The organism is Methylomarinovum tepidoasis, assembly GCF_030294985.1.
GTDB classification, from domain to species: domain Bacteria; phylum Pseudomonadota; class Gammaproteobacteria; order Methylococcales; family Methylothermaceae; genus Methylohalobius; species Methylohalobius tepidoasis.
The window spans coordinates 2,162,215-2,189,108 of record NZ_AP024718.1 but is presented as its reverse complement, the minus strand read 5'-3'; the positions used below and the strand labels follow the sequence as shown (position 1 = coordinate 2,189,108).

Here is a 26,894-nt window from a genome sequence, read left to right as displayed (position 1 = left end):
AGTGGATGAACCATGTTGCTGATCCCCGCAATCGATCTGAAAGAGGGTAAATGCGTCCGCCTGCGCCAGGGCCGGATGGAGGACGACACCGTGTTTTCCGACGATCCGGTGGCGATGGCGAGCCGCTGGGTGGACCAAGGCGCCAAGCGCCTGCATCTGGTGGACCTGGACGGGGCGTTCGCCGGCCGGCCGAAGAACGCCGACGTGATCCGGGCCATCGTCGAGGCCTTTCCCGATATCGACGTTCAGGTGGGCGGCGGCATCCGGGACGAGGACACCATCCAGGTCTATCTGGATGCCGGGGTCCGCTACGTCATCATCGGCACCAAGGCAGTGACCGAGCCTCACTTCGTCGAGGATGCGGCGATGGAGTTTCCCGGCCACATCATCGTCGGCCTCGACGCCAAGGGCGACAAGGCCGCCATCGACGGCTGGTCCAAGTTGTCGCGCCACAACGTCATCGAGCTGGCCCAGCAGTTCGAGAGCGAGGGGGTGGAGGCGATCATCTACACCGACATCAGCCGCGACGGCATGCTCGAAGGGGTCAACGTAGAAGCGACCGCCAGACTGGCCGAGGCCATTCACATTCCGGTGATCGCCTCCGGCGGCATCCGCAGCCTCGACGACATCCGCGCCCTGGGGGAAGTGGCCGACAGGGGCGTCATGGGGGCCATCACCGGCCGGGCCATCTACGAGGGCACCCTGGACTTCGCCGCAGCGGCCAGGCTGGCGGAGCAGTATTGATGGGGCTGGCCAAGCGCATCATCCCCTGCCTTGACGTTGATGCCGGGCGCGTGGTCAAGGGGGTGAAGTTCGTGGACATCCGCGATGCCGGCGACCCAGTAGAGATCGCCCGCCGCTATGATGCCGAGGGGGCCGACGAGCTGACCTTCCTCGACATCACCGCCAGCCACGAGGGGCGGGAGACCATGGTCCACGTGGTGGAGGCGGTGGCCGGTTGCGTCTTCATCCCCCTGACGGTGGGCGGCGGCATCCGCAGCCTCGACGACATCCGCCGCCTGCTCAACGCCGGGGCCGACAAGGTGGCCATCAACACCGCGGCGGTGTTCGACCCTGAATTCGTTCGCCGGGCCGCCCGCCGCTTCGGCTCCCAGTGCATCGTGGTCGCCATCGACGCCAAGCGTGTCGGCGATCACTGGGAGATCTTCACCCACGGCGGCCGCAAGCCTACCGGCATCGACGCGGTCGCGTGGGCCGGGAAGATGGAATCTCTGGGCGCGGGGGAGATCCTGCTCACCAGCATGGACCGCGACGGCACCAAGGAAGGCTTCGACATCCCCCTGACCCGGGCGGTGAGCGAGCGGGTGGGGATTCCGGTGATCGCCTCCGGCGGGGTCGGCAATCTGGAGCACCTGGCCGAAGGCATCCTGGAAGGCAGGGCCGATGCGGTGCTGGCCGCCAGCATCTTTCACTTCGGCGAGTACAGCATCCGCGAAGCCAAGGAATACCTGGCGGCCCGCGGCATCGAGGTGCGCCTGTGAACGCCTGGCTCGATCAGGTCAAATGGAACGCCGACGGCCTGGTGCCGGCCATCGCCCAGGACGCCGCCAGCGGGGAGGTGCTGATGCTGGCGTGGATGAACCGCGAGGCGTTGGCGGCCACCGCGGCCGAAGGGGTGGCGGTGTACTGGTCGCGTTCCCGGAACCGGCTGTGGCGCAAGGGCGAGACGTCCGGCCACGTGCAGAAGGTGCGTGAACTCCGCCTCGACTGCGACGGTGACGCCATCCTGCTCAAAGTCGAGCAGATGGGCGGCATCGCCTGCCATACTGGACGCCGCAGCTGTTTCTACCGCCGCCTGGAAGACGGCGGCTGGGTTACGGCGGCGCCCGTGATCAAGGCACCGGAGGACATCTATGGCCGATGACGTGTTGCAACGCCTGGCGGCGGTGCTGGAGGCCCGCAAGCAGGCCGATCCGCAAAGTTCCTACGTCGCATCGCTCTATGCCAAGGGATTGGATGCGATTCTGAAAAAGGTGGGCGAGGAGGCTACCGAGACGGTCATCGCCGCCAAAGGCGGTGAGCGGGAACAATTGATTTATGAAACCGCCGATCTGTGGTTCCATACCCTGGTGCTCCTGGCCCATCAGGGGCTGGGTCCGGAGGATGTGCTGGCGGAACTGGCGCGGCGCTTCGGGCTTTCCGGCCTGGAGGAAAAGGCCGCACGGCAAAACCAATGAGGTGAGCGATGGGAATCAGTATCTGGCAACTGTTGATCGTGCTGGTGATCGTGCTGTTGTTGTTCGGCACCCGCAAACTGCGCAATCTGGGTTCCGATCTGGGCGGAGCGATCCGTGGCTTCAAGCAGGCCCTGCACGGCGAGGAGGCGGCGGAGGAGACGGCCCCGAAGGAAAAACTGGCCGCTGCGCGCACCGAACCCGAAGCGAAAGCCACGGTCCAAGAAGACAGACCCACCAAACCGGAACGGGAAGAGCTGTAACCGGCCATGTTCGACATCGGCTTCTGGGAACTGACCCTGGTCGGCCTCATCGCCCTGCTGGTGCTCGGTCCCGAGCGCCTGCCGGGGGCGATCCGCACCACTGCCTACTGGGTGCGGCGGGCCCGCAACGTGGCCGCCACGGTGCGGGCCGAGGTCGAGCGCGAGCTGGCCCTGGAGGAAACCAAGGCCGTGCTGCGTAACCAGGTGCCCATGGAGGAACTGAAATCCCTGGAACACGAACTGCGCCGGCCGTTGGCACCGGAGCCTCCCAAAGCCGCGGGGGAGAATGACCGCACCGCCTGAGCCCGGTTCCGGCGACCGGGAGATGCCCTTCATCGAGCACCTGATCGAACTGCGCAGCCGGCTGCTCAAAAGCATTGCCGTGGTGCTGCTGGCGTTTGCGGGGCTGGCGCCCTTCGCCGACCGCATCTACACTTATCTGGCCGGCCCGCTGCTCAGGCACCTGCCTGAATCCAGCACCATGATCGCCATCGACGTGGCCTCACCGTTTCTGACCCCCTTCAAGCTGGCGCTGGTGGTGGCGATCTTCCTCACGCTGCCGTTCACGCTGTATCAGGTCTGGGCCTTCATCGCCCCCGGCCTGTACCGCCACGAGAAGCGCCTGCTGCTGCCGCTGCTGTTTTTCAGCACCGTGCTGTTCTACGCCGGGGCGGCGTTTGCCTATTTCGTGGTGTTGCCGCTGGTGTTCCAGTTCATGACCGCCACGGCGCCGGAAGGGGTGGCGGTGATGACCGACATCGCCCGTTATCTGGATTTCGTCCTGACCCTGTTTTTCGCCTTCGGGGTGGCCTTTCAGGTGCCCATCGTCACCATCGTCCTGGTGTGGAGCGGCCTCACCACTCGGGAAAAGCTGGCGCGGGCGCGGCCCTACGTCATCGTCGCCGCCTTCGTCATCGGCATGCTGCTGACCCCGCCGGACGTGATCTCCCAGACCCTGCTGGCCCTGCCCATGTGGCTGCTGTACGAACTGGGCTTGCTTTTCTCCCGCCCCTTCGCCCGGGCGGCCGAATCCCGTCAAACCACCTGAAACCGAGAAACCGTACCATGAAAACGAAACACACCGGCTTTACCCTGATCGAATTGCTGATCGTCCTGGCCATCCTGGGGATGCTGGCGGCGTTCGTCGCCCCCCGGGTCATGAACGCCCTGGGGAAAGGGCAGATCAAGACCACCCAGTCCCAGATCGAAATGCTGGCCACCGCCCTCGACGCCTTCCGCCTCGACAACGGCCGTTATCCCACCCAGGAAGAGGGGCTGGAAGCGCTGATCAAACAGCCGGAGGGGCTGCCCAATTGGAACGGGCCTTATCTGCGCAAGAACAAGATCCCGGTCGACGGCTGGGGCAATCCCTTCCACTACGAGATCCCCCCCCGCCGCGGCGGCGTCGATTACGATCTCTATTCCCTGGGCGCCGACAACGCCGAAGGCGGGGAAGGGGAGAACGCCGACATCGGAAACTGGTGAGCCGTGTGGATGCGCTCGTTCTCTATGTGCCGCTTTATGTGATCGCCGGTGCCGTGGCCGGGCTGCTGGCGGGGCTGTTCGGCCTCGGTGGTGGGGTGATCCTGGTGCCGGTGCTGCTGTGGCTGTTCGCCTGGCAGGGCTTTCCGCCGGAAATCATCGCCGTGACCGCGGTGGCCACTTCCCTGGCCACCATCGTGGTGACCGGCCTGTCATCGGTTTTGGCCCATCACCGCTTGGGATCGCTGGACTGGGCGGTGGCCCGGGCGCTGATTCCCGGCATCGTGGTGGGGGCGATCCTGGGTGCCTGGGTGGCCGACCGGTTGCCGGGGACCTGGCTGGAGACGACCTTCGCCCTTTATCTGCTGCTGGTGGCGTTGCAAATGACCTGGCGCTGGCAGCCGCGGCCGGGGGCCGAACCTCCCCGTGCTTCGTGGCTGGCCGGGGCCGGCAGCGTCATCGGCATGGCGGCGGCGATGCTAGGAATCGGCGGCGGCACGCTGACCGTGCCGTTGCTGGTGCGCTGGGCATTGCCGATGCGGACCGCGGTGGCGGTCTCCAGCGCCGCCGGTCTGCCGTTGGCGGCCGCCGGCACCGCCAGTTACGGGGTGCTGGGGTGGGATGCGCCGGGCTTGCCGCCGGGGAGCCTGGGCTATGTCTATCTGCCGGCGTTTCTCGGCATCGTCGCCACCAGCATTCTGACCGCCCCGGTGGGGGCGAGACTGGCCCATCAGGTGCCGGCACAGACCCTCAAGCGCCTGTTCGCAGTGATTCTGGCACTGATCGCTTTGCGGATTCTCCTTCGTGGCTAAGGTCGCCCTGGTGACTGGCGGTGCCCGGCGGATCGGCGCCGCCATCGCCGATTGTCTCCACCGGGAAGGTTTCGATGTGGTCGTCCATTTCCGCCGTTCCGAGGCTGACGCCCTGGCGCTGCGGGCGCGGCTGGAGGCGCGGCGGCCGGATTCCGTGCGGCTGATCCATGCCGATCTTGCTTCGGTCAACGCCATCGACGCTCTGATGGCGGAGACGTTGGGATTTCGGGATCGGCTCGACGTGTTGGTCAACAACGCTTCGGCTTTCTATCCCACCCCTTTGGGAAGCGTGACCGAGGCCCAGTGGGAGGAGCTGGCCGCCAGCAATCTCAAGGCCCCGTTCTTTCTCGCCCAGGCGGCGTTTGCCGAATTGCGGCGCCGCCGGGGCTGTATCGTCAATCTGGCGGACATCTATGGTTTGCGTCCCCGCAAAGGCTATCCCGTCTACAGCATCGCCAAGGCCGGTCTGGTAGCCCTGACCCGGGCGCTGGCGCTGGAGATGGGGCCCCACGTTCGGGTCAACGCCGTGGCCCCCGGGGCGATCCTGTGGCCGGAAGGGCCGCTCGGCGAAGCGGAAAAGCAGGCGGTGCTGGCGGCGATCCCCCTGGCCCGCATGGGGCAGTCTGCGGATATCGCCAAAGCGGTGCGCTATCTGGTGTGCGAAGCCGATTACGTCACCGGCCAGGTGCTGGCGGTGGACGGTGGGCGCAGTCTATGAGCGCGGCAGTCGGCGCTGCCTGACCCGGCTGCGGTCGAATTCGGCCCACAGCTGACGATAGGTCTTGCCCGTCAGGGGATGGCGCAGATCCGGGGCGATTTCCGCCAACGGTTCCAGGACGAAGGCATATTGGAGGATGTCATCGCGGGGAACGAGGATTTTCCCGCTGTCAGGATCCCGGACGATCTCGTCGCCGTAGAGAATCAGGTCCAGATCCAGGGTGCGGGAGGTGAACTTGCGGTCCCGTTCGCCGCGGCCGTGCTCGTGTTCGATCCGCTTCAGGATCTGTTGCACCTGATCCATGGACAGGTCGGTGTCGAAAGCTGCCACCAGGTTGTGAAACGGCGGCCCCTCAAAACCCTCCGCCTCGCTTTCGTAGATGCTGGAGACGATCAGGGGGCCGAACTCGGTCTCCAGTTCCTTCAGGGCTTCCGGGATGTGGCGTTCCCGATCCAAGTTGCTGCCGACGCTGACAAAGACCCTAGGCATCGGGTTTGCGGCCCCGTTCGATGAGGATGCCCACGTCGCTGGCGCCGCGGATGGCGCCTTTCTTGTTGAGGCGCAGTCTGACCCAGGGAATGTCGAATTCGCTCAGGACGATCTCGGTGATCTTTTCCGCCAGGGTCTCCACCAAGTAGAAGTCGCTGTTCTCCACGAAGTGGATCAGCCGTTTGGCCACCGCCTTGTAATCCACCGTGTACTGGATGTCGTCGGTTTCCGCCGCCTTGCGGATGTCGGTGGCCATTTCCAGGTCGAGGATCACGGTCTGGCGGATTTCCCGTTCCCATTCGTAGATGCCGATGATCGTCTCGATCTCGAGGCCGCTCAGAAATATAATGTCCATTTTTTGTTCTGTTCGGGCGTTGTTTCCAGGGAGGCACGGCCAACAGAGTGACACAGAGATACGGGGGATGGCAAGGTGTGGCAATGGGCTTGGGTTTTGCTGGGGTATCTGCTCGGTTCGGTGTCGAGCGCGGTGATCGTCTGTAAGCTCTGGGGGCTGCCCGATCCCAGGACCACCGGTTCCCACAACCCGGGGGCCACCAACGTGCTGCGGGTCGGCAACAAACAGGCCGCCGCCGTGACCCTGTTGGGGGACGTGCTCAAGGGTCTGATTCCCGTCCTGCTGGCCCGCTGGGCCGGGGCCGATCAGAGCGTGGTGGCGGCCACCGGCCTGGCGGCTTTCCTGGGGCATCTGTACCCGCTGTTTTTCGGTTTTCAGGGCGGCAAAGGCGTGGCGACCGCGCTGGGAGTGCTCACCGGTCTCCACTGGGGGGTAGGGTTGCTGCTGGCGGCCACCTGGCTGGCGGTGGCCAGGATCAGCCGGATTTCCTCCCTGTCGGCACTGACCGCCGCCGCGCTGTCGCCGTTCTACGTCTACTGGCTGGTGGGCGATGTCAGGACGGTCGCCGTGGTGGCGGTGATGGCGGGGCTGCTGTTCTGGCGCCACCGGGAAAACATCCGCCGGCTGCTGCGGGGCGAGGAGGACAAGATCAGGACCTGATCGGCGCCAGCGCCTCCAGCGACCAGCGGGCCCGGGCCTGGATCGCCATGCCCTCGCGCTGGCCGGCCTGAAGGCGCAGACACCCGGCGAAAGCGATCATGGCGCCGTTGTCGGTGCAGAATTCCGGCTGCGGCAGAAACAGGCGGGCGCCTTCCGTTTCGACCACCGCCTGCAGGCGGTGGCGGATGGCCTGATTGGCGCAGACGCCGCCGGCTGCCACCAGGGTTTTGGCTCCTGTCTGCCGCAGGGCCCGGCGGCATTTGATCGCCAGGGTGTCGGCGACCGCCTCCTGGAAGGCGCGGGCGATGTCGGCCTTGTCCTGTTCCGTGCCGGCGGTCTTGGCCAGGGTGTTCATGACGAAGGTCTTGAGGCCGCTGAAGCTGAAATCCAGGCCCGGGCGCTCGGTCATGGGGCGGGGAAAGCGGAAGCGCGTAGGATCGCCCGCCCGCGCCAGCTTTTCCAGGGCCGGGCCGCCGGGGTAGCCCAGCCCCAGCATTTTGGCGACCTTGTCGAAGGCCTCGCCGACGGCGTCGTCGATGGACTCGCCCAGAATGCGGTAGCGCCCAAGTTCGAGGACTTCCACCAGCAGGGTGTGGCCGCCGGAGATCAGCAGGGCCAGGAAGGGCGGGGCCAGTGCCGGGTTTTCCAGCAGCGGTGCGAGCAGGTGACCCTCCATGTGGTGGACTGCGACCACCGGCCGGCCGAGGCTCCAGGCCAGGCTGTGACCTACCGAGGCGCCCACCAGCAACGCCCCGATCAGGCCGGGACCGGCGGTGTAGGCGATGCCGTCGAGTTGTTCCGGCGTCAGCCCGGCATCGTCCAGGACGGCGCGGATGAGCGGCGTCAGGCGGCGGATATGGTCGCGCGAGGCCAGTTCCGGGACGATGCCGCCGTAAGGGGCGTGCAGCGCCACCTGGCTGTGGAGGCGGTGGGCGAGGAGACCGCGATGGGCGTCGTAGACGGCGACCCCGGTCTCATCGCAGGAGGTTTCGATGCCGAGAACGTGCATATTCGCTTCTGTCGATGAAATTTTACGAGTATAATTCAACGTTTATCCTAAACGACCGTGTCAACCTGACAGCAAAGGAGAATCGATGCCTGCCATTCGCGTGAAAGAGAACGAACCGTTCGATATCGCCCTGCGCCGTTTCAAGCGCGCCTGTGAGAAGGCCGGTGTGCTTTCGGAAGTGCGCCGCCGTGAATACTACGAGAAGCCCACCGAGGCCCGCAAGCGCAAACAGGCCGCGGCCATCAAACGCCACCTCAAGCGCCTGTCCCGTGAGCGCTACGCCCTGGAAAACCTGCGCAAAGGCCGCTCGATCGCCTGATGAGCCTCAAAGCCCGTATCCAGGAAGACATGAAAGCCGCCATGCGCGCCGGTGACAAGGCGCGCCTGGGGACGATCCGGCTCATCATGGCGGCGATCAAGCAGCGCGAGGTGGACGAGCGCATCGCGCTCAGCGACGCGCAGATCGTCGAGGTGCTCGACAAGATGGCCAAACAGCGGCGCGAGTCCATTTCCCAGTACCGCGACGCCGGCCGTGAGGACCTGGCTCGGAAAGAAGAAGCCGAATTGGCGATCATCCAGTCCTATCTCCCCGCCGCCTTGAGTGATGCTGAGATCGACGCGCTCATCGCTCGGGCCATCGAGGAAACCGGGGCCGGCGACATGCGCGACATGGGCAAGGTCATGGCTTGGCTCAAGCCCCAGATCCAGGGACGGGCGGACATGTCGCAGGTGAGCGCCAAGGTCAAGGCCGCCCTGAGTTCGTGATTCTTTCAGCCCTCCGGCCATCGTGATGGCAGGGCGGATTCCACAAAGCTTCATCGACGAATTGCTGGCCCGGGTGGACATCGTCGATGTCATCAATGCCCGGGTGCCCCTGAAGAAGACGGGTCGCAACTACGTGGCCCGTTGTCCTTTCCACGACGAAAAAACCCCCAGCTTCAGCGTCAGTCCCCACAAGCAGTTCTATTATTGCTTCGGCTGCGGTGCCTCCGGCTCCGCCATCGGTTTTCTGATGGCCTACGAGCATCTCAGCTTTCCCGAGGCGGTGGAGACGCTGGCGGCGCAATACGGTCTTACCGTCCCACGGGAAGGCACAGACGGGGAAGAGGATCCGTCCCGCCGCCGGCAGCTGGAGGCGCTGCTGGAACTCAACCGTCAGGCCGCGCGCTTCTATGTGCAGCGCCTGCGGGCGCCAGGCGGTCGGGCGGTCAGGGACTATCTCCAGCGGCGCGGTGTCGATGCCGAAGTGGCGAAACGTTACGGTCTGGGATACGCCCCCGATGCCTGGGACAGTTTAAGCCGCCGCTTCGATCCCCGCCTGCTGGTGGAGGCGGGGTTGGCCATCGAGCGGGAGCGCGGCGGGATCTACGACCGTTTCCGCCACCGGCTGATGTTTCCCATCCGCAACCGCCGCGGCCAGGTGATCGGCTTCGGCGGCCGGGCCTTGCGGGAAGGCGAAGGAGCCAAGTACCTCAATTCGCCGGAAACGCCCGTGTTCCACAAGGGCCGGGAAGTCTACGGCCTGCACGAGCTGCTCCAGGCCAACGCCCGGCCGGAATGGATCTTGTTGGTGGAGGGATACATGGACGTGGTCGCCCTGGCCCAGCATGGCATCGACACCGCGGTGGCGACCCTGGGCACGGCGGTGACTTCCGAACATCTGCGTCTGCTGTTTCGCCACAGCACCTCGCTGGTCTGCTGCTTCGACGGCGATGCTGCCGGCCGCAAGGCCGCCTGGCGCGCCCTGGAGGCGGCGCTGCCGCTGCTGGAGGAAGGCCGCCGCCTTGCCTTCCTGTGGCTGCCTGAAGGCGAGGATCCCGACTCCCTGGTGCGCCGTGAGGGAGCGGACGCGTTCCGCCGCCGCCTGGCCGGGGCCCAGCCGTTGTCGGAATATTTCTTCGCCCGGTTGACCGAAGACCTGGAACTGTCGCGACTGGAGGACCGGGCGGAGCTGTCGCGTCGGGCCGGACCGCTGCTGAAGCGTCTGCCGCCGGGGGCGTTCCGGCGTATGATGCAGGCCCGCCTGGCGGAACTCGCCGGTGAATCCCGCGTCGAATCCACTGTATCGGCCAGGCGCCGGCGAGCGGAACTGCCGCAACCGAGCCTGGACGAGCGGGTCGCCGCGTTGCTTGTCCATCATCCCTCCCTGTGGCCGCAATTGCCGCAGGATTTTCGCCAGGCCGCCGCCGGCGGTCATCACGGTGAATGGCTGGCGGTATTGGCGGCGGCGTTCGAGCGTGGCGAGGAGGGTCTGAACGCCCTGCTGGAGGGGGCCTATCGGGAACGCTTCCAGGTCTGGCGGGAAGATACCGCCTATCGCCAATTGCCCAACCCGGAAGGAGAATTGCAAGCAGCGGCCACCGCCTTGCAGCAGCGTTTTCGCCGCCGGCGTATCGAGCAGCTGAGCTGCAAGACCCAATTGACACACGAAGAAAAGGCCGAGTTGCGCCGTCTCCTGAGCAAGGAATCGCTGTGAATCTTTGCGGGGAACAGAATATAATGTAACGTTTTCTTCGTCGAGACGACCCATCGATCAAGGTTGAAGAATATATGAATCGAGAGCAGCAACAGTCCCGGATCAAAGAGCTCATCGCCAAAGGCAAGGCGCAAGGGTACCTCACCTATGCGGAGGTCAACGACCACCTGCCCAGCGATATCGTTGACCCGGAACAGGTCGAGCACATCATCGCCATGATCAACGACATGGGGATCAACGTGCTCGAGGAGGCTCCGGACGACGCCCAGATGTTGTCGGAAGCCGCCGTGGGCGACGAGGAGGAAGTCGAGGAGGTCGTTGCTGCCCTGGTTTCCAACAACGATGACATCGGTCGCACCACGGATCCCGTGCGCATGTACATGCGCGAGATGGGGACGGTGGAGCTGCTCACCCGCGAAGGAGAGCTGGAGATCGCCAAGCGGATCGAGGAGGGCCAGAATCAGGTGGCAGAGGCGCTGTCGCGCTTTCCCGCCGTGATGGAATACTTCATCGAATCCTTTGAAAACGTCCTCAAGGGTGACGGCAAGGTCACCGATCTGATTTCCGATTTCATCGATCTCAGTGAACCGGACGAGGAGGCGCTGGCGTCTGCGGCCTCGGACGATGATGATGCCGCTGCGGCGGAAAATACCGGTCCCGATCTTGATGAAGTCAGGGACAAGCTGGCTCAGCTCAAGAAACGTTACGCCAAGGTGCGCAAGTGTCTCAAGCAGTACGGTTACGAGGACAAGCGCACCCAGAAGGCCTACGACGAGCTGGCGGAAATCTTCATGGAATTCCGCCGCACGCCGCAGTTCTTCAAGGAGATGTCCGAGATTCTGGCCAAAGTGGTCGAGGAAATCCGGGCCCAGGAAAAGCTCATTCTCGATCTGTGTGTCAGGCAGGCGGGGATGCCGCGTAAGGAATTCATCGACACCTTCGTCGGGCGCGAGGCCGACCCTGATTGGCTGGACGAGCTTCTCGGGAAGGACGCGCCTTACGTGGCCCGTCTGCGGGAGCAGGCCGACGAGATTCGCCGGGCTCAGAGCAAGCTGGCGGCGATCGAGAAGGCACATTTCCTCAGTATCGGCCAGATCAAGGACATCAACCGCCGGGTCTCCATCGGCGAGGCCAAGGCGCGCCGCGCCAAGAAAGAGATGATTGAGGCCAACCTGCGCCTGGTGATCTCCATCGCCAAGAAATACACCAACCGTGGCCTCCAGTTCCTGGATTTGATCCAGGAAGGCAACATTGGTTTAATGAAAGCGGTGGACAAGTTCGAGTACCGTCGTGGCTACAAGTTCTCGACCTATGCCACCTGGTGGATCCGGCAGGCCATCACCCGGTCGATCGCCGATCAGGCCCGCACCATTCGCATTCCGGTGCACATGATCGAGACGATCAACAAACTCAACCGAGTCTCGCGCCAGATGCTTCAGGAAATGGGCCGTGAGCCGACGCCGGAGGAGCTGGCCGAGCGCATGGAGATGCCCGAGGACAAGGTCCGCAAGGTGCTCAAGATCGCCAAGGAGCCGATTTCCATGGAAACCCCCATCGGTGACGACGAGGATTCGCACCTGGGGGATTTCATCGAGGACTCCAAGGTCCTCTCGCCCGTGGAGGCGGCTACCATCGAAGGTCTGCGGGAAGCGATGCAGAGCGTGCTGTCGAGCCTGACCGCGCGCGAGGCCAAAGTGCTGCGCATGCGTTTCGGTATCGATATGAACACCGATCACACCTTGGAGGAGGTGGGCAAACAGTTCGACGTCACCCGGGAGCGCATCCGCCAGATAGAGGCCAAGGCATTGCGCAAGCTGCGCCATCCCTCCCGTTCGGAGACGCTACGCAGCTTCCTCGAGGAGTGATTTGAGTTACTCGGGCCCTTAGCTCAGTTGGTTAGAGCAGGGGACTCATAATCCCTTGGTCGTAGGTTCGAGTCCTACAGGGCCCACCAAGAACCGAAAAAGGCCTGGCAGAAATTTCTGCCAGGCCTTTTTCCGGTTTGATGCAAATCCGGCGGTGACGGTTGACCGGCAGCTGTTATGATTCACAGCACGCGCACCAATTTCTTCGGTTTCCTGACCAGTGGCTGGAAGTCCCTGCTGTTCCTGCTGGGAGTGACACTGCTGGCCGAGATGATCTACAACCGTTTCACCGATAACCAGGTTCTTCCTCTTGGGATCGATCATGTCGGCTTTTTCGTCACCGCCATTTCGATCTTTCTGGTGTTCCGCCTCAACGAGGCCTATGGACGCTGGTGGGAGGCGCGTAAACTGTGGGGGCAGTTGGTCAATACCAGCCGGGACTTCGGCAGACAGGTGGCCAGCTGGGTGGAGCATCCGCTGGTCCGGCGGCAGTTGATCCAACGCCAGATCGCCTACGTAAACGCTCTCAGAATCGCATTGCGTCATGGTCCCCGTTGGGATGATGCTCCGGAACGGTGGCGGGAGATCGTTCCCTATCTCGACCGCACCGAGCTGGAGGCGATGCGTTGGGTCGGAAACATTCCAGCGCAGATCGTCCGTTTGCATAGCTGCCAGCTGTGGCATCACTTCACCGAGTCCGTTCCCGATCGTCTGCTGCTCTGTCAGCTAGACCGTACTCTGTCGGCGCTGTATGACATTCAGGGAGGCTGCGAGCGCATCAAGAACACCTCCTTTCCCGATCGGGTGGCAAAGTTCACCTTCGCTTTCGTGTGGTTGTTCGCCATCGCGCTACCTTTCATCGTGCTCGATGCATCCCTGGATTCCAGGGATGTCAAGGAGGTCGTTCTGGTGACCTTCATGTCCTACGTGCTGGTGACGATGGAACGGTTGGGACGGGAACTCAAGAATCCCTTCGAAAACCAGCCAAACGATACGCCCATGACCGCTCTGTGCCGTACCATCGAAATCGATCTGCGGCAATTTCTCGGGGAGGAGGCGCCGCCGCCGCTCAAACCCCGCAAGGGCGTGCTGATGTGATTTTGGCCGTTGAGCGGCTTGCGTCCGGTGTGGGGAGGAGACAGCGCGATGGCAGCTTTTTTGCTAGATTGATGTGGTGCCGAGGGGGAGACTCGAACTCCCACGGTGTTGCCACCACCAGATTTTGAGTCTGGCGCGTCTACCAGTTTCGCCACCTCGGCAATGCTTTGCCATTATACGGCTTCGATTGAAGGAAGCAAAGATGCGCACCTCCGACTTTCATTATGACCTGCCCGAAGACTTGATCGCCCGCGAGCCGTTGCCGGAGCGCAGCGCCAGCCGGCTGCTGGTGCTCGAGGAGAGCGGGGAGATTCAGGATCGCCGTTTTGCCGATCTTGTCGATCTGCTTGCGCCGGGGGATCTGCTGGTTTTCAACGATACCAAGGTGATTCCGGCGCGGCTGTACGGCCGCAAGGAAACCGGCGGCCGGGTGGAGATTCTGATCGAACGCCCACTGGCAGACGACTTGGCGCTGGCGCACGTGCGGGCGAGCAAAGCACCCAAGCCGGGGCAGAAGATCGGGCTCGATCAGGGCTTTGGCTGCCGGGTGGAAGGGCGTGAGGGGGATCTGTTCCGCCTGCGTTTCGTGGGGGCGCCGCTGTTGGAAATTCTCGAATGCATCGGCCACGTGCCGCTGCCGCCTTACATCGACCGCCCCGACACCGAAGCGGACCGGCGGCGCTATCAGACCGTTTACGCCCGCCGTCCGGGAGCGGTCGCCGCGCCAACGGCGGGATTGCATTTCGACGAGGCGGTGTTGGCGCGGCTGGCGGCCAAAGGCGTCGAAACCGCCTTTGTCACCCTACACGTGGGGGCCGGGACGTTTCAGCCGGTGCGGGTCGAGGAACTGGAGCGGCACCGCATGCACCGGGAGGTGTTCGATGTGCCGCAAGCCACGGTGGCGGCGGTGGAACGGACCCGCGAGCGGGGCGGGCGGGTGGTCGCGGTGGGGACCACGGCGGTGCGCAGCCTGGAGGCGGCGGCCGGGAGCGGGAAACTGATCCCCTGCCGCGGAGAAACCGAGCTGTTCATCCGTCCCGGTTACCGTTTCCGCTGTGTCGATGCCCTGGTGACCAATTTCCATCTGCCGGAATCGACCCTGCTGATGCTGGTCTGCGCCTTTGCCGGTTACGAGGCGGTCATGCGGGCCTATCGCCATGCGGTGGCGCAGCGCTACCGTTTCTTCAGCTATGGCGACGCCATGTTTCTGAGTCGCAAGTCCTGATGTTCAGGGATTGGCGGGGTAAAAAAAGCCGGTGCCCCGAGGTTGCTCGTCTTGAGAGGAGGAGTGAAAGACTGCAGGGCACCGGTCACCAGGTTGAAGAGGTTATGCACGGATATATATTGCAGGCAGCGTGCCATTTTTGAATTTTCCATTGAATTCAACAGGATATGTTTTTGATAAGGATTTCGCCCCCGGAACGGGGCTGCCTGCCTGCGGCAATTGCCGCAATCTGGGTGAAAACCCTCAATCGCCGCGGATCCGGTGGTAAAGCCGTTCCAGGGTGTCCGGGCCTCGGGGGTGGGGGGGCAACGTCATCTCGCGGATGACGCGGGTCGGGGGAGGAGACAGGAAGACGATGCGGTCGCCCAGTTCCAGGGCCTCGCGCAGATCGTGAGTGACGAACAGCACCGTATGGGGGCGGTGTTGCCACAAATCCCGCAGCAGTCGCCGCATGCGGACCGCGGTGGGAGCATCCAGGGAGACGAAGGGTTCGTCCATGAGCAACAGATCCGGCCGGACCGCAAACGCCCGCACCAGCGCGACCCGGCGGTTCATCCCCAATGACAGGCGGGTGGGGTAAGTGTGCTGGAAGGCAGTCAGGCCGGCGATTTCCAGCAGTTCGTCGAGCAGAGCCGGTTCCACGTCCGCCGGCAATGCCAGCGCCAGATTTTCCCGCACCGTGCGCCAGGGGAGCAGGCGCGGCTCCTGAAAGACGTAACCCAGGCGCGGTCTGGCCGCCTTGTGAAAGCGGATGTGCCCCTCGAAATCCCGGTCCAGGCCGGCGATCAGGTTGAGCAACGTGGTCTTGCCGCAGCCGGACGGTCCCACCAGGCAGACGAATTCGTGCTCCGCCAGATGCAGCTCGAGGCCGGCGATGGCGGTATGAGCACCGGCCCGGCCGCTGGCGGCAAAGGCCTTGCGTTCGATGTGGATGTCGATCATCGGCGCCAGCGGTTGGCGAAGCGGTCCAGGGGTTGGAGAACGGTCCATTCGATCAGCTGGATGACGATGACGAAGGCCACGGTATAGGCCAGGATGCCGGTGACGTCGAACAGCTGGAAGAACAGGTGGAGCTGATAGCCCATGCCGTCGCTGCGCCCCAGCAGTTCCACCACCAGGATGATCTTCCAGATCAGCGCCAGCCCGGTGCGGGCGGCGGTGACCACGAAAGGATAGAGCTGGGGCCAGACGACGTGGCGCAGGGTCTTCCAGCGGCCGAAGCGATAGACCTGCGCCATCTCCAGCAGGCCGGTATCCAGATGGCGGCTGCCCTCCCGCAGAGTGACCGCCACGTTGGGCAGTTTGTTCACCACCACCGCGAGGATGGCCGCCGTCTCGGTGAGCCCGAACCAGACGTAACACAGGATGATGGTCACCAGCGCGGGGATGTTGAGAAACACCGTCAGCCAGGAATCGAACCAGCGGTCCAGCAGCGGATGACGGCCCATGAGGATGCCGAGGGCGCAGCCCAGCAGCATCGCCGTCACGAAGCTGATTCCCAGCCGCCTTAAAGTCACGGCCAGGTGATGCAGCAGTTCGCCGCCGGCGGCTTCATTGCCCAGGCGCCCGAACACCTGCCACGGCGACGGCAGCAGGGGCGATGCCAGCCAGGCGGCCAGTCCCTGCCACAGCAGCATCAGGGACAGCAGCGACAGGGGGACGATCAGGCGCTGCACGGGCCGCTAGCGCGGCAGAACGAAGTCCGCCCAGAAAGTGCCGCGGGGCAAAGCGGCGGCCGGGCCGGTCAGGGCGTCACCGCCGGCTTCGTGCAGCAGGGCGTAAAGCCGGGCGGCGGCCTTGCGTTCCGGCGCCCCCCAGTGGCGCAGGCGGCCCTGACAGTAGCGCTGCCGCAGGGTGGCCTGGATTTTGGGATCGGTGCTGCCGGTCAGGGGCGCGACGTAGCGCCAGACCCGCCGGTCACCGCAGATGGCGTCCTTGGCCCCGTAGGCGGCGCGCAGGAAGGCAGTGACCGTGTCGCGGCGGTCGGCGGCCCAGCGCTCCCGGAACACGTAGCTCAGGGTCGGCACCGGCGGGGTGATGCCTAACCGGGTCAGCAGGTCGCCGCCGTCGAGCAGGCGGCGGTAACCCGCCGCTTCCAACCGGGCGGCGTAGTGCCAGTAGTTGAGCAGGGCGTCGAGGCGGCCCTGGCGCAACTGTTGGTTGAGCAGCGGCGGGGCCCCGAACACCGGTCGGGCGTCCTGTTCCAGATCGAGGCCGTGCTGGCGCCTGGCCAGAGTCTTGAGCAGGATCCAGTTCTCGTACAGGGGGCTGCCGGCGACACCGATGCGCTTGCCCTTCAGATCGGCGAGGGTGTGGATGGGGGACTTCGGCGGCACGATCAGGGCGCCGTGGGTCAGGGAATAGGGCACGGCGGTGAAATCGTACCCGCCACTGCGCTGGCGCGCCACCCACAGCCAGTTGGTGACGATCAGATCCACGCTGCCGCCCTGAAGGCCGATGCGGCCGGCCTGGGGATTGGCGAGTTTGCGGATCTTGAGGCGGAAGCCCTGGCGCCGGTCCAGCCCTTCCCGCTCGATGACGGTCAGCTCCCAGTTGAAGGTGCCGTAGGCCAGCGCCCCGACGGTGATGTCCCGGCTGCCGGCTTGGGTCTGCGGTACGAGCCCGGCCAGCAGGGCGGTCAGGATGAGGAAAGCTTTCATGCCGATGTGCCGTGCAGTTCCCGGTACAGGTTCCTGAACTCCTCGGTCAGCTTGTGATCCGGGGCGTAGTGGATCAGGGGTTGGGCCTGACTGTGGGACTCGCGCACCTTCACCGAAGGGGAGATGCGGGTCTTGAGCACCGGATGGCCCTCGGCGCTCAGCTCCTCCACCAGCTGCTGGGGCAGGCGGGCGCGGCGCTGGAACTGGTTGACCACCACGCCTTCGACGATCAGATTCTCGTTGTGATCGGCGCGGATCTCGGCGATGGCCTCCAGCAGTTTGTAGAGCGCGTCGCGGGAGAAGGCGTCGCAGTCGAAGGGAATCAGGCAGCGCTCGGCGGCAATCAGGGCCGAGCGGCTGTAGAAATTGAGGATTGGCGGGGTGTCGATGTAGATGTGGTCGAAGTCGTTGAGCTGTTCCAGCGCCTCGCGCAGCTTGTAGATCTTGTGGCGCGATTCCAGCCGGGTCTGCAGCTCCTCCATGTCCGGGTGGGAGGCGAGGAGGTAGAGATTGGGGAAGGGGGTGTCCTGGATCAGCTCCCGGGCCGAGGCCTTCTGGTTCTTGGCGAAGGGGTTGATGGTGAGGGTGTCGCGGAAGAACTTGGCCAGGGTTTCCTCCGGGTCTTCGATCTTGCCCCCCAGGAGATAGTGGGTGGTGTTGCCCTGGATGTCCAGGTCCACTACCAGGGTGGATTTTCCCTCGGCGGCGCTGATGGCCGCCAGGTTGCAGGTGATGGTGGATTTGCCGACACCGCCTTTCTGATTGAAGATGACCCTGCGCATGGAGTGTGCCTGTGAGTTGTCAAGCCAAAATGGAGAATTCTGCCATTTTAGCATTGTTGCCGGGGTGGTGGGTTTTCTCCCTGGTCGCTTCTCAAGGAAGCGGCAGGTGGATTAGACCTGCCTGACGAGGTTGGATAGAATCCACCGATTGGACCCAACCAACCTTTGCCAGCAGGATTGAAGCCACCAATGGACGAGAATTACCGCCCCCACGCCATCGAGGAAAAGGTTCAACGGCTCTGGGAGGAAACCCGCGCCTTCGAGGTCAGCGAGGATCCGAACAAGGAGAAGTTCTACTGCCTGTCGATGTTCCCGTATCCTTCCGGGCGGCTGCACATGGGCCACGTGCGCAACTACTCCATCGGCGACGCCATCGCCCGCTACCAGCGCATGCTGGGCAAGAACGTGCTCCAGCCCATGGGCTGGGACGCCTTCGGGCTGCCGGCGGAGAACGCCGCCGCCAAGCACGGCATCCACCCGGCCAAGTGGACCTACGAAAACATCGAATATATGAAGGGCCAGCTCAAGCGTCTCGGGTTCGCCTACGACTGGAAGCGCGAGATCGCCACCTGTGATCCCGGTTATTACAAATGGGAACAGTGGTTCTTCACCAAACTGTTCGACAGGGGCCTGGCCTACCGCAAGATGGCCACGGTCAATTGGGACCCGGTGGACCAGACCGTGCTCGCCAACGAGCAGGTCATCGACGGCCGCGGCTGGCGCTCCGGGGCGCTGGTGGAACGGCGCGAAATCCCCCAGTGGTTCCTCAAGATCACTGCCTACGCCGAGGAGCTGCTTCAGGATCTGGATCGGCTGGAAGGCTGGCCCGAGCGGGTCAAGACTATGCAGCGCAACTGGATCGGCAAGTCCGTCGGCGTGGAGATGCAGTTCCCCCTGGACGGCAGCGATGAGGCCATCACCATTTTCACCACCCGTCCCGATACGGTCATGGGGGTGACCTACCTGGCTCTGTCCCCGGAACATCCCCTGGCCCTGAAGGCGGCCGAGACCAATCCCGAGCTCAAATCCTTCATCGAGGAATGCAAGAAGAGCACCGTGGCCGAGGCGGATCTGGCCACCATGGAGAAGAAGGGCTGTCCCACGGGGCTTTATGCGGTCCATCCCATCACCGGCGAAAAGGTGCCGGTGTGGGTCGCCAACTTCGTGCTGATGGAATACGGTTCCGGGGCGGTCATGGCGGTGCCGGCCCACGATCAGCGCGACTGGGAGTTCGCCAAAAAATACGGTCTGCCGATCAAGCAGGTGATCGCTCCCAGACCTGGCAGCGATGCCGGGTGCGATCTGGAAAAAGGCGCTTTCACCGAAAAGGGCGTGCTGATCGACTCCGGTCCCTTCACCGGCCTGACCTCGGAGGAAGCCTTCGAGGCTGTCGCCAAATGGCTGGAAAGCTACGGATACGGGCGCAAGCGGGTTCAGTACCGCCTGCGGGACTGGGGGGTGTCGCGCCAGCGTTACTGGGGGGCGCCGATTCCAATCCTATATCTGGAAGACGGCACCCCGATCCCCGTGCCTGAAGCGCAGCTGCCGGTGGAACTGCCTCTGGACGTGACTCTCGACGGGGTCCACTCGCCCCTCAAGACCGATCCGAGCTTTTACGAGGTCACCCTGCCGGACGGGCGCAAGGCCAAGCGGGAAACCGACACCTTCGACACCTTCATGGAATCGTCCTGGTATTTCACCCGCTTTACCTGCCCGGACTACGCCGCCGGCATGGTGGACAAGGAAAAGGCCGACTACTGGCTGCCGGTGGACCAGTACATCGGCGGTATCGAGCACGCCATTCTCCACCTGCTCTACGCCCGTTTCTACCACAAGCTGATGCGCGATGCAGGCTTGGTGAGCTGCGACGAGCCGTTCAAGAACCTGCTCACCCAGGGGATGGTGCTCAAGGACGGAGCCAAGATGTCCAAGTCCAAGGGCAATGTGGTTGACCCCGAGGAACTGATCGGGAAATACGGCGCCGACACCGTGCGTCTGTTCATCCTCTTCGCCGCCCCGCCGGAACAGTCGCTGGAGTGGTCCGACAGCGGCGTGGAAGGGGCGTTCCGCTTCCTCAAGCGCTTGTGGCGCCAGGTGGCGGCCTTCGTCAACGGGGCAGGGGAGGCGCCGGCGCTCGACAAGGCGACCCTGACCCCGACCCAGAAGGAACTGCGCCGCCAGATCCACCAGACCATCGCCAAGGTGAGCGACGCCATGAACCGCCGCTACACCTTCAACACCGCCATCGCCGCCAACATGGAGCTGCTCAACGCCCTGGCCCGCTTCGAGGACGACAGCCCCCAGGGGCAGGCCGTCAAACGCGAAGGGCTGGAGGCCATCGTCCTGATGCTCGCCCCCATCGTCCCCCACATCTGCCACGAACTGTGGCAGTCCCTGGGGCACGAGGGCATGGTCATCGACGCCCCCTGGCCCCGGGTGGACGAAAGCGCCCTGGTGCAGGACACCATCGAGTTGGTGGTCCAGGTCAACGGCAAGCTGCGGGGCAAGATCCAGGTGCCCGCCGATGCCGACAGGGAAGCCGTCGAAAAGGCGGCGTTGGCCGAACCCAACGTGCAGCGCTTCATCGAAGGCAAGACGGTACGCAAAATCATCGTGGTGCCGGGGCGGTTGGTGAACGTGGTGGTGGGATGAGCGCCGGGGTGCGGTTGCTGCCGGAACAGATAGAGGCCATCCGCCGCGCGGTGCGGGAGGTGGCCGGTGAACGGGCCCGGGTGTTCCTGTGGCGCGCCTGTACCGGGAACTGGGCGAGCGCAAGATCGATTTGGTGATCGTCGCCGACCGGCCGCAGACCGATTTCGAGCGCCAAGTGATCCGGGAAGCGGTACCCTTATGAAAGATCCCTGGGCCGTATGAGCCGCCACGTCTGTCTGGTGTCCGATCAGGCGGTTCCCAACATCACCCCGGTGTTGGACCCGGACACCCGCCCCGCTGCGGTCACGCTGGTGACAGCGCCGGAAATGGAACGGCAGGCACGATGGCTCAAAAAGGTGCTGCGCGAGGCTTGCGGCGTTCCGGTGGATCGGTGGCCGGTGGCCGATGCCTGGGATGCGGAGCACCTGCTGGGGCGTTTCATGGAATTGTTGGAAACCCACGACGACCTGGTCCTCAACGCCACCTGCGGCACCCGCCCCATGAGCATCGCCGCCTTCGAAGCCTTCCGCGCCTACGAGCGGCCGGTCTTCTACGTCCATCCCTTCACCGACGAGCTGTTCTGGCTCCATCCCCACGACCGTTCCCGCCATCAGCTGGCCGACCGCATCAAGCTGCGCCATTTTCTCCTGGCCTGCGGGGCCGAGATCAAGGCCAGCGCCGACATCCGCATTCCACCGGCCTACCGGGAACTGACCGCCTACCTGGTGCTCAGGGTCGAAGACTTCGCCGGCGCCCTGCGGGTGCTCAACTGGTATGCCGCCAGTGCGCGGGAGACGCTCGAATCCGAGCCGCTCCGGTCCGAATACCTGCACCGCCCCGAGTTCCTCGAACTGCTAAGCCGCTTCCAGGCTGTCGATGCGCTGCGGATTCGTCACGGCCGCCTGGTGTTTCCCGATGAAAACGCCCGTTTCTTCGTCAACGGCGGCTGGCTCGAAGAGCACGTCTTCAGCCAGGTGCAGCAGCTGCGCCGGCGGCTGCCGCTGATCCAGGACCTGGCCCGCAACCTGCTGATCGCCCGCGATACCGGCCATGGCGAGGTGGAGAACGAGCTCGACGTGGTGTTTCTGGCCAACAACCACCTCTACCTGATCGAGTGCAAGACCCGCCATTTCCATCCCGAGGAGGCCGACGAGGACGGTCCCGGCGCCGAGGCGATCTACAAGCTCGATACCCTCAAGGAAGTCCTCGGCGGTCTCCACGGCCGGGGCATGCTGGTGTCCTACCTGCCGCTGGCGGAGCCGGACCGGCGCCGGGCCGCCGATCTGGGCATCCGCGTCTGCGAAGGGCGTCAGATCCAGGATCTGCCTCACATTCTCCGCGAGTGGATCATCTGAGACGCCCGCAGCGCAGATAGAGCGGATTGAGCCAGCGCAGATAGCCCTTGACCAGGATCGCGCCCGCCAGCGGCAGCGCGGCCCGCAGGAGAAAGCGGCGGATGTTCTGGTAGCCGTTCAGAGGGGTGCGGGCAAGCCGTTTGAAGCGCCGGACGAAGGCGGCGATCTCCGGCGCCTTGGCGTCACCCAGCCGCCGGCCGAGCCAGTCGAGGATCACCAGGCCGGCAATTCCCGCGATGGCGCTGACCGGAATGCTGGCCGCGGCGATCCAGTCGCGCAGGGAGATCCACGCCCACGCCAGCGTCAGTGCCGGTGCGCCAAGGGCGGGAACGAGCAGGCGTTTGTCCAGCAGCAGAATCTTGCCGACGTTGTGGCGTCCGATCCGCAGCAGTTTCAGGAGACGGGGGGATGGGGCGCGCAGCCCGGGTTGAATCTGCAGAAAGGGCCAGGCGCCCGGTTGGGACCCGTTTTGCCCAAACCGGTGCGCTATTTCCGCGTGGGCGATTTGGTAACCGTCGCACATCAGCGCGAAGGCCTCGGTGTCGTGGAAGGCGTCAAGATCGGTGCGGATTTCCGCCAGACGGGCCTGGACTTCGGGGGCGACGCCGAACGCCTCGGTCGTCGGCGGGGACGCCCGCTTGGGATACGGCTTGCCGTTCCAGTTGATCCAGGCAATCTCCCGTTTTCCCAGTCCCTTGCGCAGATGCAGGAACGCGACCCGGTCGCGCCCGTGGACTTCGATCAGCCGGTGCAGGCTTTCGTAACGCACCTGGTCCTGCAGCACGCTGCCGCTGCGGGCCAGCACACCGAGCCGTCCGGGTTCCGGGCAGGGCTCGAAATCCAGCTGGCCGGAAGCGTCACTGACGATGAAGCGGGTGCAGGCTTCCGCCAGCAGCGCATCGATCCCCTGATTGTCGTGGACGCCGCCATCGACCAGGGAGACGCAGATGGGATCCTCGCCGTCGCGGTAAAGCCCCTCGATGACGACGGGCGGAAAGACCCCTGGCACGGCGGCCGAGGCGGCGACCGCCTTCGCCAGCGGAAAGTCCCGCAGCCGCGGATCGGCGGCCTGGAAATAATCGAAAGGGCGGCGCAGCCGGACCGGAACGCTGTCGATCTCGTCGAAACAGGCCCGCCCGTTTTGGTAGGAGACCGGTTCCCCCATGGTCCGGGCGGTGAACTGCCAGTCCCGGCCGGTGTTGAGGCTGGTGGCGTTGAGGATCAACACCGGCACCTTATGGCGGCGGCCGTCGTTGTCGCGATAGGGGTGGAAGTCGGGCTGTCCGGGCGGGAAGATGCGCAGTTCCCGCATCGTCACCGGCGTCTCCCGGCCCAGGGCCGGACGGTACAGCAGCTGGTCGTAGACCTCGGCGATGCGGTCGCTGAGAGTGTAGTCGCGCCGGTACAGCCGCCAGTTGGCCCGGAGGTCCGCCAGAGCCAGCAGGCGGATGTTCTTCCGGGTGGCCGCGCGAAATTGTTCGTTGAGTGTGTGGACCAGGTCGACGTAATCGGCATCTGTGATCTCGGTATCCTTCTTGCTCTCCAGGAGGCGTTTGAGATGGACGTAGTACAGCGCGGCGATGATGGCGCCGCCGGAAACCGCGCTGATGGTTTCGATGCGGGGCAGCAGGCCGCATTCGGCCAGTTGCGCCAAGACTCCCAGATGGAAGAAGGAAGCCCGCAGACCGCCGCCGGAAAGCGCCAGTCCCAGTTTGTCGGTGCTCATCTTCCGTTCTCCTCTCGATCGTTCCGGTTTGTGGATTGTGCCCACGGTTTCTTGCCGAAAGCAAATAATCGGTTGGGGCCGGAGGCGATTTGGGCTAGGCTGAGCAGCTCCTGAACGATGGTGGCGGTGGGGCCACTGCCGTAGGCAGGATAAGGACAGCGCATCTGGGCATGCCGGATGCGGCGTTTGACGCGCCTTATCTGACCTACGAAAAACGAACCGCCACCCTGTCAGAGTGGTTTTCCATCCGGTAATCTGAAAAAATAACGCAGATGGATGCCATGCCGTTGAAAGTACTCGTCATCATCGCCGTCTTGCTGCTGAGCGCCTGCCAGCCCAAGCCCTGGCGCACCACCGATGTCAGCGGCAGGCTGCCCGATCTCGACTTCACCCTCGTCGATACCCAGGGTCAGGTGCGCCACGGGGCCGATTTCCGGGGCAAGGTGACGCTGCTGTTCACTGGGTTCACCCACTGCCCGGCGGTTTGCCCGGCGACGCTGGCGCGGTTGGCGACGGTGCTGGAAACCCTCAAGGCCGATCCGGAGACGGTCCAGGTCCTGTTCGTCAGTCTCGATCCCGAACGGGACACGCCCGAGGCGCTGGCGGCATACGTGCGCCGTTTCGGCCCCTGGTTCGTCGGTCTTACCGGTGACAGGGATCAGCTCGATGCTTTAACCAAGCGCTATTTCCTCGGTTACCGCAAGGAGGGGGAAGGGCGGGATTACGACGTGGTCCACAGCGACATCATCCTGATCTTCGACCGCCAGGGACACGCCCGGCTGCTGGCCCGCAGCCAGACCCCACTGGAGGATCTGCAGGCCGATCTCGAACGCCTGCTGGCTGAATAGTCAAGGAAAGCCGTCGATGAATCCCAGACTCGATCTCCTGCAACCCTATCCGTTCGAGAAGCTCGCCCGCCTCAAGGCCGGCATCGTACCGCCGGCGGACAAGCCCCACATCGCCCTGTCCATCGGCGAGCCCCAGGACCCGCCGCCCCATTTCCTCGCCGAAGCCGTCATCGCCCATCTCCACGGGCTGGCGAAATATCCCACCACCCGGGGGCTGCCGCAACTGCGCGAGGCCATCGCCGCCTGGCTACAGCGGCGTTTCCGCTTGGCGGCGGTCGATCCCGAACGCCAGGTGCTGCCGGTGAACGGCACCCGCGAGGCCCTGTTCTCCTTCGCCCAGGCGCTCATCGACCCGGCCGACAAGCCCCTGGTGCTGATGCCCAATCCCTTCTATCAGATCTACGAGGGGGCGGCGCTGCTGGCCGGCGCCGAGCCCTACTATCTCAACGCCACCGCCGCGACCGGTTTCCTGCCGGATTTCGACGCCGTCCCGGAGGCGGTCTGGCGCCGCTGCCGCCTGCTGTATCTGTGTTCGCCCTACAATCCCACCGGCCGGGTCATCGGCCTGGAGACGCTCAAGGGCCTGATCGAAAAGGCCCAGCGTTACGATTTCGTCATCGCCGGGGACGAGTGCTACAGCGAGCTTCACGACGGCAATCCGCCCCCGGGCTTGCTCCAGGCCGCCGCCGAACTGGGGCTGGACGATTACCGCCGCTGCGTGGTGTTCCACAGCCTGTCCAAGCGTTCCAGCGCCCCGGGGCTGCGTTCCGGCTTCGTCGCCGGCGATGCGGCCATTCTCGAACGCTACTTTCTCTACCGTACCTATCACGGCTGCGCCATGCCCCTGCCGGCCCAGCACGCCAGCATCGCCGCCTGGAACGACGAGGCGCACGTGGCCCGCAACCGCGCCGCCTACCGGGAGCGCTTCGCGGCGGCGGCGGAGATCCTCGCCGGGGCGGCCGAGGTCCAGGTGCCGCCGGCGGCGTTCTATTTCTGGCTCAGGGTGCCGGGGGACGATGCCGAGTTCGCCCGCCGCATCTACGCCCGGGAGAACGTCACCGTCCTGCCCGGCAGTTTCCTGGCGCGCGAGGCCGGCGGTGTCAACCCGGGGCGCGGCTACGTGCGCATCGCCTGGGTGCACCCGCTGGCGGTGTGCGTCGAGGCGGCGCAGCGGATTTCCCGTTTTCTGGCGGCTTCATAAGGCGGTGCGCTGGCCCGTGCGGATGGCGGCGACGATGGCGTTGAGCGTTCGGCAGTTGCCGCGGGCGTCGTCCAGGGACAGGGCAGGCGGTTCGTCGGCGAGGATGCAGTGGGAGAAGTGCTCGATCTCCAGGCGGAAGTGGTCGGCGGTGGGAAGCCACTCCTCGTGCAGCCGGCCGTCGCCGGTCCACCAGCTCAGCAGCGGGATGTCGCCGGGTTTGGCCCAGACGTTGTGGCATTTGAGACCGCCTTCGGTGCCGATGATCTCGTACTCGGCCCGGCGGGCGCGTTCGAAGCTGAAATCGACAGTGGCAAAACGCCCGTCGCCGAAGTCCAGGGCGCCGGCCACCGAGGTGTCGGCACCGTGCTCGTTGAATTTGGCCATGGCTACTGCCGCCTGCGGTTCGTCGTCGTAGAAGAAGCGGCAGCAGTGGACCGCGTAGCAGCCGATGTCCCACAGGGCGCCGCCGCCCTGTTCGAGGGGGCGGGAGATGCGGTACAGCCGTGCCGGGGTCATAGGAAAGGAAAAGGTGGCGCGGACGCTGCGGATCGTCCCCAGATGACCGGCCTTGATGATGTCCCACACCCGCTGGTGCTGGGGATGGAAGCGGTACATGAAGCCTTCCATGACCTTGAGGTTGCGCTCCCTGGCGGCGGCCTCGATGCGGTCGATGTCCTCCTGCTTCAGGGCCATGGGCTTTTCCACCAGCACGTGCTTGCCGTGTTCCAGTACCTTCGGGGTCCATTCGCCGTGCTCCTCGTTGGCCAGGGGCAGATAGACCGCCTCCACCTGCGGGTCGTCGAGCAGCGCCTGGGGGTCGTCGTAGGCGGCGGCGTTCTCCTGGCCGCACTCGGCCAGCAGTTGCGCCGCCGCCCCGGGCCGGCGGCTGGCGACGGCGACCAGTTCGGCGTTGCCGGCGGCGACGATAGCCGGCAGCATCACTTTGCTCATGCGGGCGGCGCCGAGAATGCCCCAGCGGACTTTGCGGGTGGTGTTCATGGGCGAAAGCCTCCTTCTCGGTTT

General features: G+C 64.8%; 30 protein-coding genes and 2 tRNA genes. 22 read left to right on the top strand and 10 right to left on the bottom strand.

Annotation, left to right across the window (positions count from 1 at the left end; translation table 11 throughout):
* Positions 1–12 precede the first annotated feature (12 nt).
* Genes hisA through MIN45_RS11005 form a run of 10 tightly spaced genes read left to right on the top strand, consistent with a single transcriptional unit; the run spans position 13 to position 5,470 of the window.
* Positions 13–744, top strand: a complete 732-nt coding sequence (hisA, locus tag MIN45_RS11050; protein ID WP_286292257.1) for a 1-(5-phosphoribosyl)-5-[(5-phosphoribosylamino)methylideneamino]imidazole-4-carboxamide isomerase — start codon at positions 13–15, stop codon at positions 742–744.
* Positions 744–1,502 carry an imidazole glycerol phosphate synthase subunit HisF gene (gene hisF / locus MIN45_RS11045; RefSeq protein WP_286292255.1) on the top strand — a complete coding sequence of 253 codons (759 nt, stop codon included), beginning with the start codon at positions 744–746 and terminating at the stop codon, positions 1,500–1,502. The genes hisA and hisF overlap by 1 nt, the downstream gene beginning before the upstream one ends.
* Positions 1,499–1,885 (top strand): phosphoribosyl-AMP cyclohydrolase, encoded by a 387-nt coding sequence (gene hisI, locus MIN45_RS11040; RefSeq protein WP_286292253.1) that lies wholly within the window; start codon positions 1,499–1,501, stop codon positions 1,883–1,885. Before hisF ends, hisI begins: the two co-directional genes overlap by 4 nt.
* Entirely contained in the window at positions 1,875–2,198 is a 324-nt protein-coding gene (locus tag MIN45_RS11035) for a phosphoribosyl-ATP diphosphatase (protein WP_286292252.1), read from the top strand. Before hisI ends, MIN45_RS11035 begins: the two co-directional genes overlap by 11 nt.
* A gap of 8 nt (positions 2,199–2,206) precedes the next feature.
* A complete protein-coding gene (gene tatA / locus MIN45_RS11030; RefSeq protein ID WP_286292251.1) occupies positions 2,207–2,458 on the top strand; it encodes a twin-arginine translocase TatA/TatE family subunit in 252 nt (83 codons plus the stop codon).
* A gap of 6 nt (positions 2,459–2,464) precedes the next feature.
* On the top strand, positions 2,465–2,761 hold the full coding sequence (tatB, locus tag MIN45_RS11025) for a Sec-independent protein translocase protein TatB (protein WP_286292250.1): 297 nt from the start codon (positions 2,465–2,467) through the stop codon (positions 2,759–2,761).
* Positions 2,745–3,506 (top strand): twin-arginine translocase subunit TatC, encoded by a 762-nt coding sequence (tatC, locus tag MIN45_RS11020; protein ID WP_286292249.1) that lies wholly within the window; start codon positions 2,745–2,747, stop codon positions 3,504–3,506. The genes tatB and tatC overlap by 17 nt, the downstream gene beginning before the upstream one ends.
* Positions 3,507–3,523: 17 nt before the next feature.
* Entirely contained in the window at positions 3,524–3,943 is a 420-nt protein-coding gene (gene gspG, locus MIN45_RS11015) for a type II secretion system major pseudopilin GspG (protein WP_286292248.1), read from the top strand.
* Positions 3,940–4,752, top strand: coding sequence for a sulfite exporter TauE/SafE family protein (locus tag MIN45_RS11010; protein WP_286292247.1), 813 nt, complete (start codon positions 3,940–3,942; stop codon positions 4,750–4,752). Before gspG ends, MIN45_RS11010 begins: the two co-directional genes overlap by 4 nt.
* A complete protein-coding gene (locus MIN45_RS11005) occupies positions 4,745–5,470 on the top strand; it encodes a pteridine reductase (RefSeq protein WP_286292246.1) in 726 nt (241 codons plus the stop codon). Before MIN45_RS11010 ends, MIN45_RS11005 begins: the two co-directional genes overlap by 8 nt.
* Here the strand turns inward: MIN45_RS11005 and folK are convergent.
* Positions 5,465–5,959: a 2-amino-4-hydroxy-6-hydroxymethyldihydropteridine diphosphokinase gene (gene folK, locus MIN45_RS11000; protein WP_286292245.1), complete on the bottom strand. Its 495-nt coding sequence runs from the start codon at positions 5,957–5,959 to the stop codon at positions 5,465–5,467. The genes MIN45_RS11005 and folK overlap by 6 nt on opposite strands.
* A complete protein-coding gene (folB, locus tag MIN45_RS10995) occupies positions 5,952–6,314 on the bottom strand; it encodes a dihydroneopterin aldolase (protein ID WP_286292244.1) in 363 nt (120 codons plus the stop codon). The genes folK and folB overlap by 8 nt, the downstream gene beginning before the upstream one ends.
* A 75-nt stretch (positions 6,315–6,389) precedes the next feature.
* Between folB and plsY the strand changes: the two genes are divergently transcribed.
* Positions 6,390–6,974, top strand: coding sequence for a glycerol-3-phosphate 1-O-acyltransferase PlsY (gene plsY, locus MIN45_RS10990; protein ID WP_286292241.1), 585 nt, complete (start codon positions 6,390–6,392; stop codon positions 6,972–6,974).
* Here plsY and tsaD read toward each other — a convergent pair.
* Entirely contained in the window at positions 6,964–7,983 is a 1,020-nt protein-coding gene (gene tsaD / locus MIN45_RS10985; protein ID WP_286292239.1) for a tRNA (adenosine(37)-N6)-threonylcarbamoyltransferase complex transferase subunit TsaD, read from the bottom strand. The two genes, plsY and tsaD, sit on opposite strands and share 11 nt — an antisense overlap.
* 85 nt (positions 7,984–8,068) lie before the next feature.
* Here tsaD and rpsU point away from each other — a divergent pair, with 85 nt between their 5' ends.
* The 6 genes from rpsU to MIN45_RS10955 all read left to right on the top strand — a co-directional run bounded on the left by rpsU (position 8,069) and on the right by MIN45_RS10955 (position 13,422).
* Positions 8,069–8,302 (top strand): 30S ribosomal protein S21, encoded by a 234-nt coding sequence (gene rpsU / locus MIN45_RS10980; RefSeq protein ID WP_286292237.1) that lies wholly within the window; start codon positions 8,069–8,071, stop codon positions 8,300–8,302.
* Positions 8,302–8,748: a GatB/YqeY domain-containing protein gene (locus MIN45_RS10975; RefSeq protein ID WP_286292236.1), complete on the top strand. Its 447-nt coding sequence runs from the start codon at positions 8,302–8,304 to the stop codon at positions 8,746–8,748. The genes rpsU and MIN45_RS10975 overlap by 1 nt, the downstream gene beginning before the upstream one ends.
* Positions 8,749–8,773: 25 nt before the next feature.
* Positions 8,774–10,459 (top strand): DNA primase, encoded by a 1,686-nt coding sequence (dnaG, locus tag MIN45_RS10970; RefSeq protein ID WP_286292234.1) that lies wholly within the window; start codon positions 8,774–8,776, stop codon positions 10,457–10,459.
* A gap of 74 nt (positions 10,460–10,533) precedes the next feature.
* Positions 10,534–12,324: an RNA polymerase sigma factor RpoD gene (rpoD, locus tag MIN45_RS10965; protein WP_286292232.1), complete on the top strand. Its 1,791-nt coding sequence runs from the start codon at positions 10,534–10,536 to the stop codon at positions 12,322–12,324.
* A gap of 12 nt (positions 12,325–12,336) precedes the next feature.
* Positions 12,337–12,413: transfer RNA gene (locus tag MIN45_RS10960), tRNA-Ile, on the top strand.
* Between the two features lie 88 nt (positions 12,414–12,501).
* Positions 12,502–13,422 carry a bestrophin family protein gene (locus MIN45_RS10955; RefSeq protein WP_286292230.1) on the top strand — a complete coding sequence of 307 codons (921 nt, stop codon included), beginning with the start codon at positions 12,502–12,504 and terminating at the stop codon, positions 13,420–13,422.
* Between the two features lie 74 nt (positions 13,423–13,496).
* Here MIN45_RS10955 and MIN45_RS10950 read toward each other — a convergent pair.
* Positions 13,497–13,583 (bottom strand) — tRNA-Leu (locus MIN45_RS10950).
* A 41-nt stretch (positions 13,584–13,624) separates the two neighbouring features.
* On the opposite strand from MIN45_RS10950, the gene queA reads away from it, so the two are divergent.
* The gene (queA, locus tag MIN45_RS10945) at positions 13,625–14,647 is read left to right on the top strand and encodes a tRNA preQ1(34) S-adenosylmethionine ribosyltransferase-isomerase QueA (RefSeq protein WP_286292227.1); all 1,023 of its coding nucleotides are present in this window, start codon (positions 13,625–13,627) and stop codon (positions 14,645–14,647) included.
* A gap of 243 nt (positions 14,648–14,890) precedes the next feature.
* On the opposite strand, the gene MIN45_RS10940 is transcribed toward queA, so the two are convergent.
* From MIN45_RS10940 to MIN45_RS10925, 4 genes are read right to left on the bottom strand one after another with little or no spacing between them, the layout of a single operon-like run.
* Complete coding sequence (locus MIN45_RS10940; protein ID WP_286292224.1) at positions 14,891–15,589, bottom strand: ABC transporter ATP-binding protein; 699 nt, start codon at positions 15,587–15,589, stop codon at positions 14,891–14,893.
* Positions 15,586–16,323, bottom strand: coding sequence for an ABC transporter permease (locus MIN45_RS10935; protein ID WP_286292222.1), 738 nt, complete (start codon positions 16,321–16,323; stop codon positions 15,586–15,588). Before MIN45_RS10935 ends, MIN45_RS10940 begins: the two co-directional genes overlap by 4 nt.
* 6 nt (positions 16,324–16,329) lie before the next feature.
* A complete protein-coding gene (locus MIN45_RS10930; RefSeq protein ID WP_286292219.1) occupies positions 16,330–17,307 on the bottom strand; it encodes an ABC transporter substrate-binding protein in 978 nt (325 codons plus the stop codon).
* Positions 17,304–18,089, bottom strand: coding sequence for a ParA family protein (locus tag MIN45_RS10925; protein WP_286292216.1), 786 nt, complete (start codon positions 18,087–18,089; stop codon positions 17,304–17,306). The genes MIN45_RS10930 and MIN45_RS10925 overlap by 4 nt, the downstream gene beginning before the upstream one ends.
* Positions 18,090–18,278: 189 nt before the next feature.
* On the opposite strand from MIN45_RS10925, the gene leuS reads away from it, so the two are divergent.
* On the top strand, positions 18,279–20,741 hold the full coding sequence (leuS, locus tag MIN45_RS10920; protein WP_286292213.1) for a leucine--tRNA ligase: 2,463 nt from the start codon (positions 18,279–18,281) through the stop codon (positions 20,739–20,741).
* Between the two features lie 218 nt (positions 20,742–20,959).
* Complete coding sequence (locus tag MIN45_RS10915) at positions 20,960–22,096, top strand: Card1-like endonuclease domain-containing protein (RefSeq protein WP_286292210.1); 1,137 nt, start codon at positions 20,960–20,962, stop codon at positions 22,094–22,096.
* On the opposite strand, the gene MIN45_RS10910 is transcribed toward MIN45_RS10915, so the two are convergent.
* Entirely contained in the window at positions 22,089–23,822 is a 1,734-nt protein-coding gene (locus MIN45_RS10910) for a patatin-like phospholipase family protein (RefSeq protein WP_286292208.1), read from the bottom strand. The genes MIN45_RS10915 and MIN45_RS10910 overlap by 8 nt on opposite strands.
* Positions 23,823–24,103: 281 nt before the next feature.
* Between MIN45_RS10910 and MIN45_RS10905 the strand changes: the two genes are divergently transcribed.
* Together MIN45_RS10905 and dapC are read left to right on the top strand one after the other, a co-directional pair.
* The gene (locus MIN45_RS10905) at positions 24,104–24,670 is read left to right on the top strand and encodes an SCO family protein (protein ID WP_286292207.1); all 567 of its coding nucleotides are present in this window, start codon (positions 24,104–24,106) and stop codon (positions 24,668–24,670) included.
* 16 nt (positions 24,671–24,686) lie between these two features.
* Complete coding sequence (gene dapC, locus MIN45_RS10900; RefSeq protein WP_286292205.1) at positions 24,687–25,871, top strand: succinyldiaminopimelate transaminase; 1,185 nt, start codon at positions 24,687–24,689, stop codon at positions 25,869–25,871.
* Here the strand turns inward: dapC and MIN45_RS10895 are convergent.
* Positions 25,866–26,870, bottom strand: a complete 1,005-nt coding sequence (locus MIN45_RS10895) for a Gfo/Idh/MocA family protein (protein ID WP_286292203.1) — start codon at positions 26,868–26,870, stop codon at positions 25,866–25,868. The genes dapC and MIN45_RS10895 overlap by 6 nt on opposite strands.
* Between the last annotated feature and the right edge of the window lie 24 nt (positions 26,871–26,894).